The sequence below is a fragment of the Saccharothrix australiensis genome (genome assembly GCF_003634935.1).
Classification (GTDB): Bacteria; Actinomycetota; Actinomycetes; order Mycobacteriales; family Pseudonocardiaceae; genus Actinosynnema; species Actinosynnema australiense.
In genome coordinates this window covers 6,315,631-6,332,159 of record NZ_RBXO01000001.1, presented here as the reverse complement: position 1 = coordinate 6,332,159, position 16,529 = coordinate 6,315,631, and the positions used below count along the sequence as shown (strand labels likewise).

Below are 16,529 nucleotides of genomic sequence, written 5' to 3'. Positions count from 1 at the left end.
GGTCGCCGCGCGGTGCCCCGGTGACGGCGGCGCCGTCGCGGGGACGAGGCCACGACCTCCCGGCGCGACCTCGCGGGCGGGTACGTCCGGCAGCGAGTCAACCACGCGCCGGTCGGCCCACCGGCGCGGGGTTCCGGCCGGCGCGCAACGCGCCGCGGCCCCGGTTCCGTCCTGGGTGCATGACGCGATGGACGTGGGGCAGGCGGGCGGGGCTGCTCGGTGGCGCGGCCCTGGTGGCGGTGACGAGCGCGGCGTCCGCCGTGCCCGCGGTGCTCGACGGCGGCGCGCCACCGCCCGCCGGGCGGGACGTGCCGGTGGAGCTGGTCGCGTTCGACGGCTGCGACGCGGCGCTGGCGGGGCTGCGGGCGGCGATGGCGCCGCACGTCGGCGCGTACGGGCCGGCCGGCCGGGCCTACGCGCACCTGGAGACGACCGCCGCCGACGCGCTGCCCGCGCCGGCGGGCGTCGCGCAAAAGGCCGTGCCGGAGCACTCGTCGACCACCGTGCACGAGGCCGGCGTGGACGAGCCGGACCTGGTGAAGACCGACGGCGGCCGGGTGGTCACGGTGGTCGACGGCAGGCTGCGCGTGGTCGACGTCGCGTCCCGCGCGCTCACCGGCACGCTCGACCTGCCCGCCGGGAACGCGTCGAACCTGCTGCTGCACGGCGACCGCGCGCTGGTGGTCTCCGCGTCGCCGCAGGTCGTCGACGACATCGGCATCGCGCCCGGCGGGTTCGCGCCCGAGCAGGGCGCGACCCTGACCCTGGTCGACCTGGCGGGCGCGCCGAAGGTCGCCGGCACGCTGGAGGTCGACGGGCGGTACGTCGACGCGCGGCAGGTCGGCGACGTCGTGCGGGTGGTCGTCCACTCCGCGCCGCGGCTGCCGTGGGTGTACCCGGAGGGCGGCCGGTCGGAGGCGGAGGCCCTGCTCCGCAACCGCGAGGTCGTCGCCACCGCGCCCGTCGACGCGTGGCTGCCGCGCTACGCGCGCACCACCGCCGACGGCACGCGCGACACCGGCGCGCTGGTCGCGTGCGACCGGGTCAGCCACCCCGCGCGGCACTCGGCGACGTCCCTGCTGTCGGTGCTGACCTTCGACTTCCCCGGCGAGCTGGGCACGGGCGACGCGGTGTCGATCGTCGCCGACGGCGACACCGTCTACGGCACGGGCGGCTCGCTCTACATCGCCGACGACCACCACCTGTCGCCCGGCGCGCCCCGGCTGCCCGCGCCGCCCGCCGAGACCGCGGTCCACCAGTTCGACGTGTCCGCGCCCGGCCCGCCCCGGCACGTGGCGTCGGGCCGGGTGAAGGGGACGCTGCTCAACCAGTACTCGCTGTCCGAGCACGAGGGGCACCTGCGGGTCGCGACGACCTCGTTCGACGCGCCCGGCATCCCGGAGCGCCCGCCCGCCTCGCAGAGCGCCGTGACGGTGCTCCGGCGCGACGGCGCGGACCTGGTCGAGGTCGGCCGGGTCGACGGGCTGGGCCTCGGCGAGCGCGTCCACGCCGTCCGGTTCCTGGGGCCGCTCGGGTACGTCGTGACGTTCCGGGAGACCGACCCCCTCTACACCCTCGACCTCGCCGACCCGGCGAACCCGCGCCGGTCCGGCGAGCTGAAGATCAACGGGTACTCCGCCCACCTGCACCCGGCGGGCGAGGGGAAGCTGATCGGCGTCGGCCAGGAGGCCACCGACCAGGGCCGCGCGCTGGGCACGCAGGTGTCGCTGTTCGACGTGTCGGACGCCGCCGCGCCGAAGCGGGTCGCCGCCCACCACGTGCCGGGCGGCAGCTCGGAGGCCGAGTACGACCCGCACGCGTTCCTGCACTGGCCCGCCCGCGACCTGCTGGTGCTGCCGGTCCTGACCTACCCGACGGCGGAGCGGTCGACCGCTCCGCCGTCGGGCGGCGTGCTGGTGCTCCGCTTGCGGGACAACGCTTTCACGGAGGTCGGGACGGTGCGGCACGCGTCCGCGCCGGACCACGACCCCGGTGTGCGGCGGGCGCTGGTCGTCGGCGACGACCTGTGGACGGTGTCGGCGGCGGGACTGCGGGTGAGCGGGCTCGACGGGCTGGCGGAGCGGGCGTGGGTGCCGTTCACCTGAGGTCGTCGTGGAGCAGGCGGTGCGCGAGGACCGTGCCGCCCGCCATCGCCGCCGGGAAGACCACCAGCGCCGCCAGCGGGATCAGGGTCAGCAGGTAGGTGGGCACGGCGAACCCGAGCGTCAGGGCGCGGCGCTTGCGCAGCACCCGGCGGCGCACGTCCAGCTTGAGGCCGCGCCGGGTGAACGGGATGCCGGTCAGCTCGATGCCGAGCAGCGTGGCGTTGACGCAGACCGCGACCACCGGCACCACCGTCTGCCCGACGACCGGGATGAACCCGGCGAGGAACAGCGGGATCGCGCACAGGACCGCCAGGCCCACCAGCACGACCGCGTCCCGGATGCCCACGGCGGCCGAGCGGCCCCAGCTCACCCGCTGCGCCTCGGGCACGCCGCCGAGCTGCTCGTCCTCGACGGTCTCGGCGATGTGCTCGTAGAACGGTCCGCCGATGACCAGCGTGAGCGCGGAGAACAGCAGCAGCCCGACGGCCACGTACGCGCCGATGATCGACACGCCCGCCGCGAACCGGGTGGCCGTGCGCAGCGCCTCGTTCCAGCCGTCGGCGAAGGGGGTGACCCACGCGGCGATGTCGTCGATCCACACGCCCAGCGCGACCAGGCTGCCGATCAGCAGCGCGCTCGTGATCAGCGCCGGGATCGCGCCGATCAGCAGCAGCTTCGGCGACCGGAACACCAACCCGAAGCCCTTGGCCAACAACCCGACGCCGGTGGAGAAGTCGCGCAGCACCCTGGTCACCGGCGGAGCATAACGGTCATCCGGTTGCGGGCGGTGCGATCCGGCGACCTGGGACGGGCCCGGCGCGGGCGCCGGCCGCTAGCGCCGGCGGCGGAAGGAGAACGGGCGCGCGCCGGCGCCCACCCCTGCCAGGTGCAGCGCCACGCACAGCAGGCCAGCCACCAGCAGCGTGCCGCCGTCGATGACGGAACCCAGCGTCGCGTCGGCGAGGTCCAGCAGGAGGGCGAGCCCGAAGATGACCGCGGCGATGATCGCGAACACAGGAGCCTCCTAGGGAGTAGGTGCCCTGTCTCTACCCCGCGTCATCGCGCGCCAAGCAGGCATTCGGCCCAATTCGGGCGCACTCCTCCCCGCCTCCGCGCGCCGCCTCGCGCCCCGGCCCGCCGCCTCGCCCGACCGTCGGCAGGACCGGTGCGGTCCCACGGGTGGTGCGGTGCGCGGCCAGCCGGGTCGGGCGGGATGGCGCGGTGTCGTGTTGCGCGGTGTCGCGGCTCGCGGGCGGTGTCATGCCTCGCCGGTCAGGCGGGGCGGCGCGGGGGTGCCCGTCTCCGCCCACGCCACCAGCCCGGCCACGTCCACGCCGTGCGGAGGTGAGGCGCGGTACGGCTCGATGTTGCGCGCTCCCCGCTCCAGCAGGCTCCGCGCGCCCTTGCGGTTGCCGCGCGCCAGGTGGGTCAGGCCGACCGCGAGCTGCGCCAGCCCGCGCCACAGCTCGCGCTCCTCCTCGGGCGCGGACTTCCACGCGTCCTCCAGCACCTCGTGCGCGTGGAACGGCTTGCCGTCGTCGAGCAGCCGCTGCGCCTCGGTCAACGCCTCGCCCGCGGTGCGCGGCACGCCCTCGGGTTGGCGTTCGACGCCCGGCGCGCCGTAGGGCAGCGGTCGGCCCAGGCCGTCGCGGGGGCGTGCGTTGCGGGCTCGGCCGGTGTCGTCGCGGTCGCGGGGGTTGCCTTCCACACCCCCGATCGTGGCACGGGCGGCGGCTGCCGCGCACTCGTCGCGGACTCGCCGCCGCGCACCGGACCGCGCGAGGACCGGCCGGACGGGTCGGGGGATCACGCGGTCCCGCGCCCTGGTGAACGCGCCTTGCCGCGCACCGGACCGCGAGGAGCGGGTCGCGGGACACGCGGTCCCGCGCGCTGGAGGCCGCGCCGTGCCGCGCACCGGCCCGGGGAGCGTGCCGTGACCGGACGGCGCGGTCCCGCCGTCCGGTCGGGACGGTGGGACGGGTGGCAACCGGTGCCGGGCACGCGGGTTCCGCCGCGCCACGCGGTCGGCGTGGCGCGCGGATACTGGTGGGCGTGTCCGAACAGGACTGGGTCCTGCACGTGGACCTCGACCAGTTCGTCGCGGCGGTCGAGGTCGCGCGGCGGCCCTGGTTGCGGGGCAGGCCGGTGGTCGTCGGCGGCGTCGGCGACCCGACCCGGCGCGGCGTGGTGGCGACCGCGTCCTACGAGGCGCGCGAGTTCGGCGTCCGCTCCGGGATGCCGTTGCGGGTCGCCGCGCGGCGCTGCCCGGACGCGGTGTTCCTGCCGTCCGACGCGCCCGCCTACGAGGCGGTGTCCGAGCGGGTGATGGCCGTGTTGCGGGAACTGCCCGCCGTGGTCGAGGTCATCGGGTGGGACGAGGCGTTCCTGGGCGCGCGGACGGCCGACCCGGAGGCGTTGGCGGCGGTGGTGCGCGCGACCGTCGCCGAGCGGACGGGGCTGTCCTGCTCGGTCGGCATCGGGGACAACAAGCTGCGGGCCAAGCTCGCGACCGGTTTCGCCAAGCCCGCCGGCGTCTACCGGCTGACCGCGGGCAACTGGGTGGCGGTGATGGCCGACCGGCCCGTGACGGCGCTGTGGGGCGTCGGCGGCCGGACGGCGGCGAAGCTCGCGGGCGTGGGCGTCCGCACGGTCGCGGACCTGGCGCGGTCCGACCCGGCGGAGCTGGCCGGCCACTTCGGACCCGCGACCGGGCCGCACCTGCGCCGGTTGGCGCTCGGCGCGGGCGACCCGGTGGTGAGCGCGACGCCGTGGGTGGCGCGGTCACGGGGCCGGGAGACCACCTTCCAGGAGGACTTGACGTCGGTCGACGAGATCCGCGGGCAGGTGTCGGCGCTGGCCCGGCGGGTGGCGCGGGACCTGCGGGAGGAGGGGCGGCCGGCCGTGCGGGTCGTGGTGAAGGTGCGGTTCGCGCCGTTCTCCACCGCCACGCACGGCGTGCCGCTGCCCGAGCCGAGCGCCGAGGCGGAGGTGATCGAGCGGTGCGCGCTGGCGGCGCTGGCGAGGTTCGAGCTGACGCGGGCGGTCCGGTTGCTGGGCGTGCGCGCGGAGTTCGCCGTGCCGCCCGACCCGTCCGAACCGACCGGGTGAAGCCGGCACCACCCGGTCGGCGGCCCCGCGGCACCGCGCGGCCGGTGTGACGACTCCGGGACCGCCCGTGCGGCACCCCCGGACAGGTCACGGTTCGTCGTCCGCGTTTCGGTGCGGCGTGATCGGGCAGTCACCCCACCGGGGGTTCTGCTTCCCCCTGAGGGTTGGCCGTTCGGGTTTGCCCGCGCGTCCTGGGACGGGTGCGCACAGCATCAAGGTCATGTCCCGCACCCACATGTTCGGTGTTTTCGGCGCGATGGCCTTGGTCGCCGCGGTAGTGCTCGCCGGGATCGGCGTCGCGGACCCGCTGCCCGGCGGGCTCGGCCCGTGCGTCGGCCCGCAGTGCCCGGAGAAGTTCCCGCCGGTGCACAACGGCGACTTCGCCGGCCGGGACGACGCGGTCAGCGTCTTCGTCGGCGGGGACTTCCTGGTCCGCTACGCGGCGGCGGAGGCGGAGGGCCGCGTCGTGGTGGGTGGCGACTTCGACCAGAACAAGGCGGCCGGCGGGTCGGCCGTCTACAACATCGGCATCGTCGGCGTCGGCTCGCGCGTGCCACCGCCCGAGGGGTCGGACTTCCTGGTCACCGGCGGCGGGGTGTCCGTCGCCGAGGGGCAGCGGCTGCTCGCGGAGGGCGGCGTCGTGCGCCACGCCGGTCCGCTCACCGGCACCGTCGCCGGCACGGACGCGCCGGACCCGAACGCGTTCGACCCGTACGCCGGGCTGGCCGCGCAGCTCACCTCGGCCAGCCAGTGCTACAAGGACGCGCCCGTGACCGGCACGGCCCGGAACCAGGGCGACCACACCCTGTTCACGGGTGACGGCCAGTCGCCGATCCAGGTGTTCACCCTGGACTTCGACCTCGTCTCGCCGAACGGCGGCCAGCAGGGCATCGTGTTCGAGGGCATCCCGGAGGGCGCCACGGTGCTGGTCAACCTGGTGGGCCCGGCGCGCCGGATCCTCACCTACACCGGCGAGCTGACCGACGACGGGCAGCTCAACCGGATGCGCGAGCGCCTGCTGTGGAACTTCCCGGACGCGACCGACGTGACGATCGGCGGCACGGCGCAGTTCCAGGGCAGCACGCTGGTGGGCAACGCGGGCAGCATGACGAACCTGACCGTGCCGGGCTTCGCCGGTCGCTTCTTCACGGTGGGCTCGCTGACCCACGGCGGCCCGTCGAACGGCGGCCAGGAGATCCACGCCTACCCGTTCAACGGAGACCTGCCGTCGTGCGCGGCGCCGACCACGACGACCGACCCGACCACGACGACCACGCCCACGACCACCACCACCGATCCGACCACCACCACGACCGACCCGACCACGACCACGACCGACCCGACGACCACCACCACTGACCCGACGACCACGACCCAGCCGACCACGACGGAGCCGACCACCACGACGGAGCCGACCACGACGACCCGGCCGACGACCGCACCCTCGGCGACGGGCACGACGAGCAAGCCGACCCTCCCGACGCTGACGCTGCCCACCCTCCCGACGCGCTTCACCACCTCGCCCATCGCGCCGTTCGGCCACGGCGACGGCGACGAGGGCCACGGCATCGGCAAGGACCACCACCTGTCCACCACCGGCGCGGACGTCGGCTGGTACGTCCTCATCGGCACCCTGCTGGTGGCGGGCGGCGCGATGCTGCTGATGCTGATCAGCCGCAGGCGTCGCGGCTGACACCGCCCCCGGGCACGGAAAAGGCCCGCCCGCGCGACCGGCGATGTGCCGTGTGGTCGCGCGGGCGGGCCCGTGCTGTGCGAGGTGATCAGACCCCGGCGATGGACTGGATCCAGGAGCGGTAACGCGTCACGTTGGTGTACGCGGTGGTGGTCTGCCGGTCACTGGTGGACGCGACGCCGATCTGCTGGCCGCCCGACATCATCGGGCCGCCGGAGTCACCGCCGGCGGTGATGCCGTTGCCCCGCCGGGCGCAGATCGCCGTGCCGCCGTAGGCGTCGGTGCAGCTGCCGGACACGGTCACGTTCGCGACCTTCAGGCGCTCGGACTGGCAGTTGATCTCCGAGCCGCACCGGGACGTGGCGCCCCAGCCGTAGACCTGGACGGACGTGCCCGCGCCGGGCGAGCTGGACGCGAGCGTGGCGTAGGTGCCCGAGACGGACTTGTCGAGCCGGACCAGGGCCAGGTCCGACGAGTGGGTGTGGGTCTGGACGCCGTTGGCCAGGGTGCCGCCGGACGACTGGTTGAGGCTGCCGATCCGGAAGGACAGGCCACCGCCGCTGACGCAGTGCTTGGCGGTCAGGATCCACGTGGGCGCGATGATGGTCGCGGAGCACGTCTGCCTGCCGTTGGAGAACAGCCGCGCGGCCCACGGCGCGTTCGAGGCGTACCCGCCGCCGATGATGTACGGCGACACCTCGGTGTCCGCGGCGGCCGGGGCGGCGGAGGCGTTGGGCGCGAGGCTGAGCAGGGAGAGCGCGGCGGCTGCGAGCGCAGGGAGCAACCTGGTGATACGCAAGGTGTTCCTCGTTTCCGAAAGACAGCGCGATTGCTCGCGCACAGGGTGTCTTTGGTCACGATGAGTCGTACCACCCGAAAACTGCGCAGGGGATATACCGAATTGGTCATAGCCCCGCGTTAGAATGCTCGTGGGTGCCCCTGGAACGCCTTCCCGCCTGCGGGAACGCGTGATTCACGGTACTTCTTCATGTGAATGGCCGCGAGCGGTTCGGGTGCCTCGACTCGGCCATTGGAATCATTGCCCGCCCCGGTCCGGCCCCGGTCCGCCGAGGTCGTCCGCCCACATCCGCCGGTACGGCGCGAGCCAGGCGTCGACCTCGGCCAGCGGCGCGGTGCGCAGCCGGTACCAGCGCCGCTGGGCGTCCCGGCGCACCTCCACCAGGCCCGCGTCGCGGAGCACCCTCAGGTGCTTGGACACCGCGGGCTGGGTCAGCGCCAGCCACTCGACCAGGTCGTTGACGGGCCGCTCGCCCGCGCGCAGCACGTCGAGGATCGCCCGACGGCGCGGGTCGGCGAGCACCGCGAACGTGGATGTCATGGCGGGAATATAGCCGGCCCGGTATATAGCAGGCCATTTCGGCCGGTAGCGTGAAGGCGTCCCAGCGATCTCCGAGGACTGCCCATGCCGCGCATCACCACCGTGTCCAGCTCGCCCGTGCGCGACCTGCTGGCGCTCACCGCCCGGCCCGAGGTCATCTCGTTCGCGGGCGGCCTGCCCGCGCCCGAGCTGTTCGACCTCGACGGCCTCCGCGCCGCGTTCGACCGGGCGCTGTCCCGGCGGTCGCTCCAGTACGCGCCCACCGAGGGCGACGCGGACCTGCGCGCCCACGTCGCCGCCCGGATGACCGCGCGCGGCCTGCCCACCGGTGCGGGCGACCTGCTCGTCACCACCGGCTCGCAGCAGGCGCTGACGCTGGTCGTCACGGCCCTGCTGGAGCCCGGCGCGGTGGTGGCGGTGGAGGAGCCGACGTACCTGGCGGCGTTGCAGGCGTTCCAGCTCGCGGGCGCGCGGGTCGTGCCGGTGGCGAGCGACGAGCACGGGCTGGTGCCCGCCGCGCTGGCCGAGGTGGTCGAGCGCGAGCGCCCCGAGCTGCTCTACCTGGTGCCGACGTTCGCCAACCCCACCGGGCGGACGCTGACCGCCGCGCGGCGGGCCGAGGTCGCCGCGCTCGCCGAGCGCCACGACCTGTGGGTGGTGGAGGACGACCCGTACAGCGAGCTGCGCTACCGGGGCGAGGAGCTGCCCGCGCTGGCGTCGCTGAGCCCCAAGGTGCTGCACCTGGGCAGCTTCTCCAAGATCGGCGCGCCCGGCCTGCGGCTGGGCTGGCTGCGCGCGCCCGCCGAGCTGCTGCGCACGCTGGTGATCGTCAAGCAGGCGGCGGACCTGCACACCTCCACCGTCGACCAGGCCGCCGCCGCGGCCTACCTCGACTCGCACGACCTGTCCGCGCACGTCCGGGCACTGTGCGCGGCCTACCGGGAACGCCGCGACGCGATGGTGGCCGCGCTGCCGTCGACCTTCCCGGAGGGCTCCCGGTGGAGCGACCCGGACGGCGGGATGTTCGTGTGGCTCACGCTGCCGGGCGGCGTCGACACCGCGGAGCTGCTGCCGAAGGCGCTCGCGCGCGACGTGGCGTTCGTGCCGGGCGCGCCGTTCTTCGCCACCGCGCCGGACCGGGCCACCCTGCGGCTGTCGTTCACCACCAACTCGGTGGCGGAGATCGGCGAGGGCATGGGGCGGTTGGCCGCCGCCCTGCGCGGGTGACACCCCCGGCGTGACGACGCCACGCGGGCGACCGCTCGGTCCGACCTCGACGACGAGGAGACCCGTGTCGTCGAGCACCTGGCGCGGAGCCACCACGCCCTCGGCGAGCAACGAGGTGTAACCCGTGCCGTCGGAGCAGACCTGCGCGATGGTCGCCACGCCGACCGCGTTGACGGGCGCGCCGCCGCGTGGGCCACTCCGGATTCCAACGGCCGCATTGGGACGCGGTATCCGGAATGCGGTCGCGGGTGCTTCAGCCGTTCACCCGAACTCGAATGCGCTCGGCGGTCCACACCGCACCGGTGGCGGGTGAGCCGCCGGCGAACGTCGGTCGGTAGGTTGCCCGGTGTGGCGGGTGACGTGGTGGTGGAGATCTACACCGACGGGGCGTGCAGCGGGAACCCCGGTCCGGGCGGCTGGGGCGCGGTGCTGCGCTACGGGCGGCACGAGAAGGACCTCTACGGCGGCGACGCCGGGCCGACCACGAACAACCGGATGGAGCTGATGGCGCCGATCAAGGCGTTGGAGAGCCTGACCCGGCCGTCCGCGGTGCGCATATACACCGACAGCACCTACGTCCGCAACGGCATCCTGTCGTGGCTGGGCAGGTGGAAGGCCAACGGGTGGCTGACCAGCGCACGCCAACCCGTGAAGAACGCCGACCTGTGGCGCAGGCTGGACGAGGCCGCCGCGCCGCACCGGGTCGAGTGGCACTGGGTCAAGGGCCACGCGGGCAACGTCGACAACGAGCGGGCCGACCAGCTGGCCGTCCGCGGCGTGCGGGAGGCGGCCGGGCGACCGGCCCGCGACGCCGCCGACCGCTGAACCCCCGACACCACCGATCGCCCGGCCCGCCGCCGGTGCGTCACTCGTCGACCCACTCCAGCAGGTCACCGGGCTGGCAGTCGAGGACCCGGCACATGGCCTCCAGGGTGCTGAACCGCACCGCCTTGGCGCGGCCGTTCTTCAGCACCGCCACGTTCGCCGGCGTCAGGCCGACGCGCTCGGCGAACTCGCCCACGCTCATCTTGCGCTTGGCCAGCTCGACGTCGATGCGCACGACGATCGGCATCAGATCACCGCTTCCATGTCGGCGCGGAGCGTAGTGGCCCGCCGCAGCAGGGCCCGCATCACCACCATCAACAACCCCAGCACGGTGACGACGATCGTCATCAGGAACAGCAGGACGGGCGCCCCGGGGTCGTCCGCGGTGAACCCGACGTAGAGCAGCACGCCCACCAGCACCAGCCAAGCGGCGGTGATGGACCACACGATCGCGTCCACCCACACCAGGGACGCCTCGGTGAAGATCCGGTCCTTCTTCACCAGGGTGAGCAGCTTCCACGTGCACACGACCACGACCTGCACGCACAGCACCCAGAACACCGTGATGGCGGTCAACGGCCACCTCAGGTACGCGTGCTCGGGCGACTCCTGGGCCATGTGCCGGAACTGACCGGGCAGCGACAGCACCTGGAACATCACCAGGACGCCGAAGAGCAGCACCAGGAACACGCGGAGAGCGGCGACCGCTCGATGCTCTGAGAACATGCATCGAGTATCACTAGTAAGCTATCGAAAGTCAATCGGTAGTTATTGAGGTTCAGCCGATTACGCCATGCGCACGCGGCCCGTTCCCGGCACGCCCCGACCGGCGCCCCGAGCCGGGCAGGGGCTCCAAGTCGGACCGACGCGCTGTGCCTGATCGACGCGCCGAGCCGGGCGGACGTCGACAGCTCACCGCCGACGCCTCACCGCCGACGCCTCACCGCCGACGCCTCACCGCAGACGGCCGACCGCCGACGGCCGACCGGGGCCGCCTCACCGCCGGCCGCTTGCGCTACGCGCGTCTCCTCCGGACAGGACGGTCGTCCTCGACTCTGTACGTCCACTGTGGACTGTCCTGTGGCGTGCCGTGATCCGGTGCGGCCGCCGGTTCCGCCACGGCCGCACCGGACGTGTCACACCGACTTCTCGCGCAGCAACGCGTCCGCGCCGACCGCGGCCACGATCCCCAGGCACCCGAGGGCGATGACCACCACGCGCAGCGCGTCGGTGAAGCCCTCGCCGGCGAGCTGCCCGCCGGCGAGGGACGTCAACGCCGAGCCGACGGTCGCCAGCGCGATGGTCTCGGTGGTGAGGCGGGCGGTGTTGAACAGGCCGGCGGCCGCGCCCGCCCGCTCGGTGGGCGCGCTGGAGATCGCCAGCCCGTCCACGACGCCCGTGGTGACGCCGACCCCGGCCCCGACGAGCAGCAGCGGGGCCAGCAGCGTCCACGGCGTGCTGCCCGGCCCGATCGTGGCGAGCGCGACCACGCCGACCGCGCTCACCAGGATCGCGCCGACCGACAGCAGCCGGGGCGACCGCCGCGACAGGGCCGCGCCCGCGCCGGGCAGCAGCACGGACGGCAGGGTGAGCAGCAGCATCCACAGGCCCGCCTCGGTCGGGTCGAGCCCGATGACGTCGATGAAGTAGGACGGCAGGTACACCAGCAGCGGCACCAGCAGCCCCATCATGGTGGCGGCGACGAGCGAGTAGCCGAGGAACGCCCGGTCGCGCAGCAGCGCCAGGTCGAACATCGGCGCGGCACGACGGCGTTCGACGCGGGCGAACGCGATCGCGCCCGCCCCGACCACGAGCACGCCGACGAGCACCGCGGGGTGCGCGACGCCGAGCGCGGGCGCCTCGACGGACACCCAGATCAGCGCGCCGAGCCCGAGCGTGAACAGGCCGCCCCCGAGCCAGTCGACCGACCCGCCGCCCGCGCCCGGCACGGCGGGCAGGGCGGGGCACAGCAGCAGCACGAGGGCCGCGAGCGCGGCGGGCACCCCGAACACGGCCCGCCACCCGGCCAGGTCGACCAGGAACCCCGAGATCGTCGGGCCGAGGGCGACCCCGGCGCCCAGGACGGTGCCGAGCGCGCCGAACACGCGGGCGCGGGCGCGCCCGTCGAAGGTGGCGGCCAGCAGCGACTGGCCGGTCGCGGTGGCGACGGCGGCGCCCGCGCCGGCCACCAGCCGGGCCGCGACGAGGACGCCGACGTCGCCCGCGACGGCGCACAGGGCGCTGCCGAGCAGGAACGCCACCACGCCCGAGACGTAGAGGCGGCGCTTGCCGAGCAGGTCGGCGAGCGAGCCGCCGAACGCCAGGAACGCGGCGAAGCACAGGTTGTAGCCGGTGACGACCCACTGGGCGGCGGTCGGGGAGGCGGCGAGGTCGTCGGCAAGCCCCGGCAGGGCCACCGACGCGCCGGTGATGGTCAGGGGGAACGCGGCCGACGAGAGCAGGACGGCGATCGGCACGAGGACACGACGGTTCACCGCGACCACCGGTCCGGGTGGGCGAGCAGGGGACGAAGGAGGAAGTGCACGGAAGGCTCCGGGATGCGTGGGCGGAGCCGGGCAGCTCGAACGGCCGCACCGGCGAGGGTTCGCTGATGCGGCGGAGCGCGAAGTCACGCGCCGGGAAGGCCGGGGTTTCGCGCCGCCGCTACGGGCGGCGCACCCTGTCCGAGGCGGGCACGCCGGCAGCCTATCCGAACACCGCCGTTCATTCGGCGGGGGTGCGGGTGCACCCCCGCCGAACGAACGGCGGGAACACCCGACAACCCGATGCCGGAGGTGCGAGGATCCGGCGGGTGGAACGCGTCCACAGCTACGCCGATTCGCGGTCCACCCCGTTCGTCGAGGTTCCCGGGTGAGGTCGGGTGGCCTTCTCGCGAACGGCCGCCCGGCTTCCTCCCCAGAGGGACGGGCCTCTTGGCGGCAGGAGGCCCGTCCGCAGGAGTTCTCCCTCACCAGCCGCGCGAACGCCACTCGTCCAAGGTGAGGTCGGAGATCAACGACGCGAAGTCCTCGGGCGACGTGGTCCGGCCCACCCCGCCCGGGAACAACGAGTCGCCTCGACAGTGGACACAGTCCATTACTGGCGTGCTGTCCAGCCGAAAGGCCGGCCGGGATGTCCAACGGTAGACGCAGCCGACGGTCGACCGCGCGCCTGAACAGCTAGTCCACGCGCCGGTTGTCCAGATCTCCCAGTGCCTGACGGATCGGTTCGACCGCTACGTCGAAGGCCCCGAACTTCCCCGATGCCTGTTTCAGCAGCCGTTCGAGTCGAAGACGCCCCCCGGTCGGGTCCTTCGACGCCGCGGCCAACGCCTCCTCCACCAGAGCCGGGATTTCGCGTCGCGACAGTGCGGGCCCGCTCCTGCGCACGGTCACCGCTGACCGGACTGGATCGGGTGCGACCGGCGGCGCGTCAGGCGGTCTTGTCTCGCCAGGGTGGCGGTACACCCGTGTGGGGTCGGGTTTCAACGAGGGGAAGGGGGCCGCGGAACCGGGTTCGGGAAGGAACGGCTCGAGCCGGTCGACGACCTCTCTGGCGTCGGCAGGACGGTCGGAGACCCGTTTCTCCAGCAGGTGCAGGACGAGATCCGCCAAAGCGTCCGGGATCGGGTCACCCTTGCGATCCGGCCGTGCCGGCCGCGTGTGGAGGTGGTGTTCTTTCCAGCTGATGCCGGTTTTAGACCCTGCAAATGGTGGAACTCCGGTCAGCATGATGTATGTCATGAATCCCAAGGCGTACAGATCCGTCTGAGGGCAGATATCGTCACCGCTTCCGAACTGTTCCGGCGTCATGTACTCCTCGGTCCCCGGAGAGTGTTCCGTACCGGTCAACTTCGTGACGTCGGGGTCCATCGGTTTCGCGAGGCCGAAATCTATGAGGTAAACCACGCCGGCGTGCGAGAGCATCACATTTCCGGGCTTCAAGTCGCGGTGGACGACATCTTCGGCATGGGTGGCGGCAAGTGCTTCGGCGATCTGGGCGACCACGGCTGCCACGGCTTCCGTCGGCAAGGGAGGGTTGTCTTCCAGGAATCTGTCCAATCCGTACCCGTTGACCCAGTCCATGACCAGGTACGGCACTTTTCCGTGGTGGCCGTGGTCGTAGCCTCGCGCGACATTGGGATGCCGGATGCGGCAAAGAAACGCAGCTTCGCGGGCGAACCGGTTCAGGTGTCGTTGAAGGTCGGTCGTCGGCTGCCTTTCGGTGCCCAAAGAGACCAATGGCGTCTTGAGCACGACCTTCTTTCGCCCCTTGTGCAGGTCGAGCGCGACAAAAACGGCACCCATCCCGCCGCTGCCGAGCGTGCTGAGCACCTCGTAGCGCCCTTTGACGACTTCGCCGATCACGTGGTCCGACCTTCCGCAGAAATGTGGCTTGGTGCTGACGGGGTAAGGCTCGACGTTGGTTCCGCAGTTTTGCGGATGAGTTGTCCTCGGAGCTGCCCCACAGTACTATCACGCTCCGGTAGATGAGCGTTCCGGTTTGCACATGCCGCAGAGCAGGGGGCGGGCTTGGCTGGTGTGTCGGCGCGAGGATTTATCCGAACAGGGTTGCCGATCGCACGCTTCGGTGAGGGAAACTGTGTTGTCGCGGCTTCGGTGAAAGCACGTCCAGGGCATGCAGGCGTTTCCCGGCGTCGACCGAAGCCGCCTTCCGTCGAGGACTTCACGCTCGGACTCTTCATGGACGTGCTGGATCTCATGGAATTCAGTGATCAGGAGCGGTCGGTCGACGACGTCGTCGCCGACGTGGTGGGCGCTCGGGAGGCCCTCGGCTCGCGTGGACGCGCCCACGACGGCTTGATCGCGTGGACGGTCGAGGCCGTAGGGCGCTACCTGGGCGCGCGGCGCCAATACGCGGTGGGCGACGACGCTTGGGTCACCGCTCCCGTCGGGTACCCGTGGGTGGTACGCACCTCGCTGCGCGACGTCGACCACCGGGGTGTCGACTACTACGAACAGACCTGTTGGGGCAGACGCTACGCCTCCGCCGACGGCCAACTGAGGGAGATCTGGCTTCTTTCCTTCGGCGAGGTCAAACGGGACCGAGGTGCGGCTGAGGTTGCCTTGGCCGCCTATGCGGTGGCCCACGGTGAGCCCTGTCATCCGGCGTACGGCCGACGACATGAACCTCTACGCGGACTGCCTCCTGGCGCGTACGAGTTGCCGCACCGGGTTCGCGTGGTGGAGTACGGATGCGGCTCCGGCGGCTTCGAGTGGGTCGAACTCAGCCGTGAGCAGGCATTGGCCGGATTCCGTGAGACCTCCGCGCCCGTGCTGGCCACAGCGCTGTCGGGTGTCGGCCGCACACCCGGTCGGGACTGTGTCGGATGCGGGGTCATCGCGGAGTGCGACGCGGTGCCCCGTGCACGGTTGCAGCCGGGCATCGCACCGTCGAAGTGGATGCGCCGCAGCGTGTCCGCGAGCGATCTTCGCGCGCACGTGGACTGCCCGGCGAGCTACCACCTCACCCGGCAGTTGAAACTGCGGCAGCCGGGTGCGGTCGAGGACCCCGCCGTTGTGCGTGGTCGCGTGGTCGATGACTGGCTCAACCGGAGGCACGCCGCGCGCCCCGCTCGGCGGTGTCAGATGGATGAGGTGCCGGGCTCCCTGGAGGAGTGGAGGGACGGCCGCTTCACGATCGACGGCGAGGAGGCCGGGGTCGCCGCTCGCATGCTCCGGCAGCACACGCTGTTCTGCCCGATCGGCAAGCCGGGAACAGGCGACCGGGTGTGGGTGCAGCGGACCTTGTCCCTGCACGACCCGGAGCTGGACCTCGTCTTCGTCGCCACACCGGACCTGGTGTACGAGCGCTCGGGTGCGCCGGTCTGGCGTGAGACGAAGACCACCCGCTCCCACCTGTGGACAGGACAGCCGCTGCTCAGCCAGTACCCCCAGGTGGCGCTGGCTGTCCTGATGGTCGCCGGCGGAGTGCTCGGTGACACGACCAAGATGCCGAGGATCGAACTCGAACTGCTCAACGACGGGGATTGCGGGCTGGAGGAGGTGGATCCCGGTCGTCCTGAGGTGGTGGAGGAGGCCCGTGAGGTGATTCGGCCGCTGCTTGACCACTGGCTCGCCGACGCCGACTTCCCCGCTCGCCCGGGTAGGGCTTGCGACCACTGCGCGGCGCTCGCATGGTGCGCACCCGGCTCCTCGCACGTGAAGCGAGCGGAAGTCGAGGCCACTGGTGTCTGATCAGCAACGGCTGG

15 protein-coding genes and 1 pseudogene are annotated in these 16,529 nt (G+C 72.9%); 6 read left to right on the top strand and 10 right to left on the bottom strand.

The annotated features are described in order from the left end of the window. Positions 1-179 precede the first annotated feature (179 nt). Positions 180-2,105 carry a beta-propeller domain-containing protein gene (locus C8E97_RS26785; RefSeq protein ID WP_121008192.1) on the top strand — a complete coding sequence of 642 codons (1,926 nt, stop codon included), beginning with the start codon at positions 180-182 and terminating at the stop codon, positions 2,103-2,105. Here C8E97_RS26785 and C8E97_RS26780 read toward each other — a convergent pair. From C8E97_RS26780 to C8E97_RS26770, 3 genes are all read right to left on the bottom strand, one after another. After that, positions 2,098-2,850: an EI24 domain-containing protein gene (locus C8E97_RS26780; RefSeq protein WP_121012473.1), complete on the bottom strand. Its 753-nt coding sequence runs from the start codon at positions 2,848-2,850 to the stop codon at positions 2,098-2,100. The two genes, C8E97_RS26785 and C8E97_RS26780, sit on opposite strands and share 8 nt — an antisense overlap. Positions 2,851-2,937: 87 nt before the next feature. Next, entirely contained in the window at positions 2,938-3,120 is a 183-nt protein-coding gene (locus C8E97_RS26775) for a hypothetical protein (protein ID WP_121008191.1), read from the bottom strand. A 243-nt stretch (positions 3,121-3,363) separates the two neighbouring features. Continuing rightward, positions 3,364-3,813 carry a DUF309 domain-containing protein gene (locus C8E97_RS26770; RefSeq protein WP_121008190.1) on the bottom strand — a complete coding sequence of 150 codons (450 nt, stop codon included), beginning with the start codon at positions 3,811-3,813 and terminating at the stop codon, positions 3,364-3,366. A gap of 344 nt (positions 3,814-4,157) precedes the next feature. Between C8E97_RS26770 and C8E97_RS26765 the strand changes: the two genes are divergently transcribed. Both C8E97_RS26765 and C8E97_RS26760 read left to right on the top strand, forming a co-directional pair. Then, positions 4,158-5,213 (top strand): DNA polymerase IV, encoded by a 1,056-nt coding sequence (locus C8E97_RS26765; RefSeq protein WP_121012470.1) that lies wholly within the window; start codon positions 4,158-4,160, stop codon positions 5,211-5,213. Positions 5,214-5,433: 220 nt separating this feature from the next. Then, positions 5,434-6,906 (top strand): choice-of-anchor A family protein, encoded by a 1,473-nt coding sequence (locus tag C8E97_RS26760; RefSeq protein WP_121008189.1) that lies wholly within the window; start codon positions 5,434-5,436, stop codon positions 6,904-6,906. Between the two features lie 88 nt (positions 6,907-6,994). On the opposite strand, the gene C8E97_RS26755 is transcribed toward C8E97_RS26760, so the two are convergent. Further along, entirely contained in the window at positions 6,995-7,705 is a 711-nt protein-coding gene (locus tag C8E97_RS26755; protein ID WP_121008188.1) for a S1 family peptidase, read from the bottom strand. Between the two features lie 237 nt (positions 7,706-7,942). Beyond that, positions 7,943-8,245, bottom strand: a complete 303-nt coding sequence (locus C8E97_RS26750) for an ArsR/SmtB family transcription factor (RefSeq protein WP_121008187.1) — start codon at positions 8,243-8,245, stop codon at positions 7,943-7,945. Between the two features lie 84 nt (positions 8,246-8,329). Between C8E97_RS26750 and C8E97_RS26745 the strand changes: the two genes are divergently transcribed. Together C8E97_RS26745 and rnhA are read left to right on the top strand one after the other, a co-directional pair. Beyond that, positions 8,330-9,472 (top strand): aminotransferase-like domain-containing protein, encoded by a 1,143-nt coding sequence (locus C8E97_RS26745; protein WP_121008186.1) that lies wholly within the window; start codon positions 8,330-8,332, stop codon positions 9,470-9,472. A gap of 360 nt (positions 9,473-9,832) precedes the next feature. Further along, positions 9,833-10,297, top strand: coding sequence for a ribonuclease HI (gene rnhA / locus C8E97_RS26740; protein ID WP_121012467.1), 465 nt, complete (start codon positions 9,833-9,835; stop codon positions 10,295-10,297). Positions 10,298-10,337: 40 nt separating this feature from the next. Here rnhA and C8E97_RS26735 read toward each other — a convergent pair whose 3' ends face one another. From C8E97_RS26735 to C8E97_RS26715, 5 genes and pseudogenes are all read right to left on the bottom strand, one after another. Beyond that, a complete protein-coding gene (locus C8E97_RS26735; RefSeq protein ID WP_026874506.1) occupies positions 10,338-10,544 on the bottom strand; it encodes a helix-turn-helix domain-containing protein in 207 nt (68 codons plus the stop codon). Next, the gene (locus tag C8E97_RS26730; RefSeq protein ID WP_121008185.1) at positions 10,544-11,023 is read right to left on the bottom strand and encodes a DUF2975 domain-containing protein; all 480 of its coding nucleotides are present in this window, start codon (positions 11,021-11,023) and stop codon (positions 10,544-10,546) included. The genes C8E97_RS26735 and C8E97_RS26730 overlap by 1 nt, the downstream gene beginning before the upstream one ends. A 410-nt stretch (positions 11,024-11,433) precedes the next feature. Beyond that, positions 11,434-12,792 carry an MFS transporter gene (locus C8E97_RS26725; RefSeq protein ID WP_246019187.1) on the bottom strand — a complete coding sequence of 453 codons (1,359 nt, stop codon included), beginning with the start codon at positions 12,790-12,792 and terminating at the stop codon, positions 11,434-11,436. 473 nt (positions 12,793-13,265) lie between these two features. Next, a pseudogene (locus tag C8E97_RS36315) lies at positions 13,266-13,373 on the bottom strand (MBL fold metallo-hydrolase); the annotation flags it as partial. A gap of 103 nt (positions 13,374-13,476) precedes the next feature. Beyond that, entirely contained in the window at positions 13,477-14,664 is a 1,188-nt protein-coding gene (locus C8E97_RS26715; protein WP_121008183.1) for a serine/threonine protein kinase, read from the bottom strand. A gap of 336 nt (positions 14,665-15,000) precedes the next feature. Here C8E97_RS26715 and C8E97_RS26710 point away from each other — a divergent pair, with 336 nt between their 5' ends. After that, positions 15,001-16,515 carry a PD-(D/E)XK nuclease family protein gene (locus tag C8E97_RS26710; protein WP_121008182.1) on the top strand — a complete coding sequence of 505 codons (1,515 nt, stop codon included), beginning with the start codon at positions 15,001-15,003 and terminating at the stop codon, positions 16,513-16,515. Positions 16,516-16,529 lie beyond the last annotated feature (14 nt).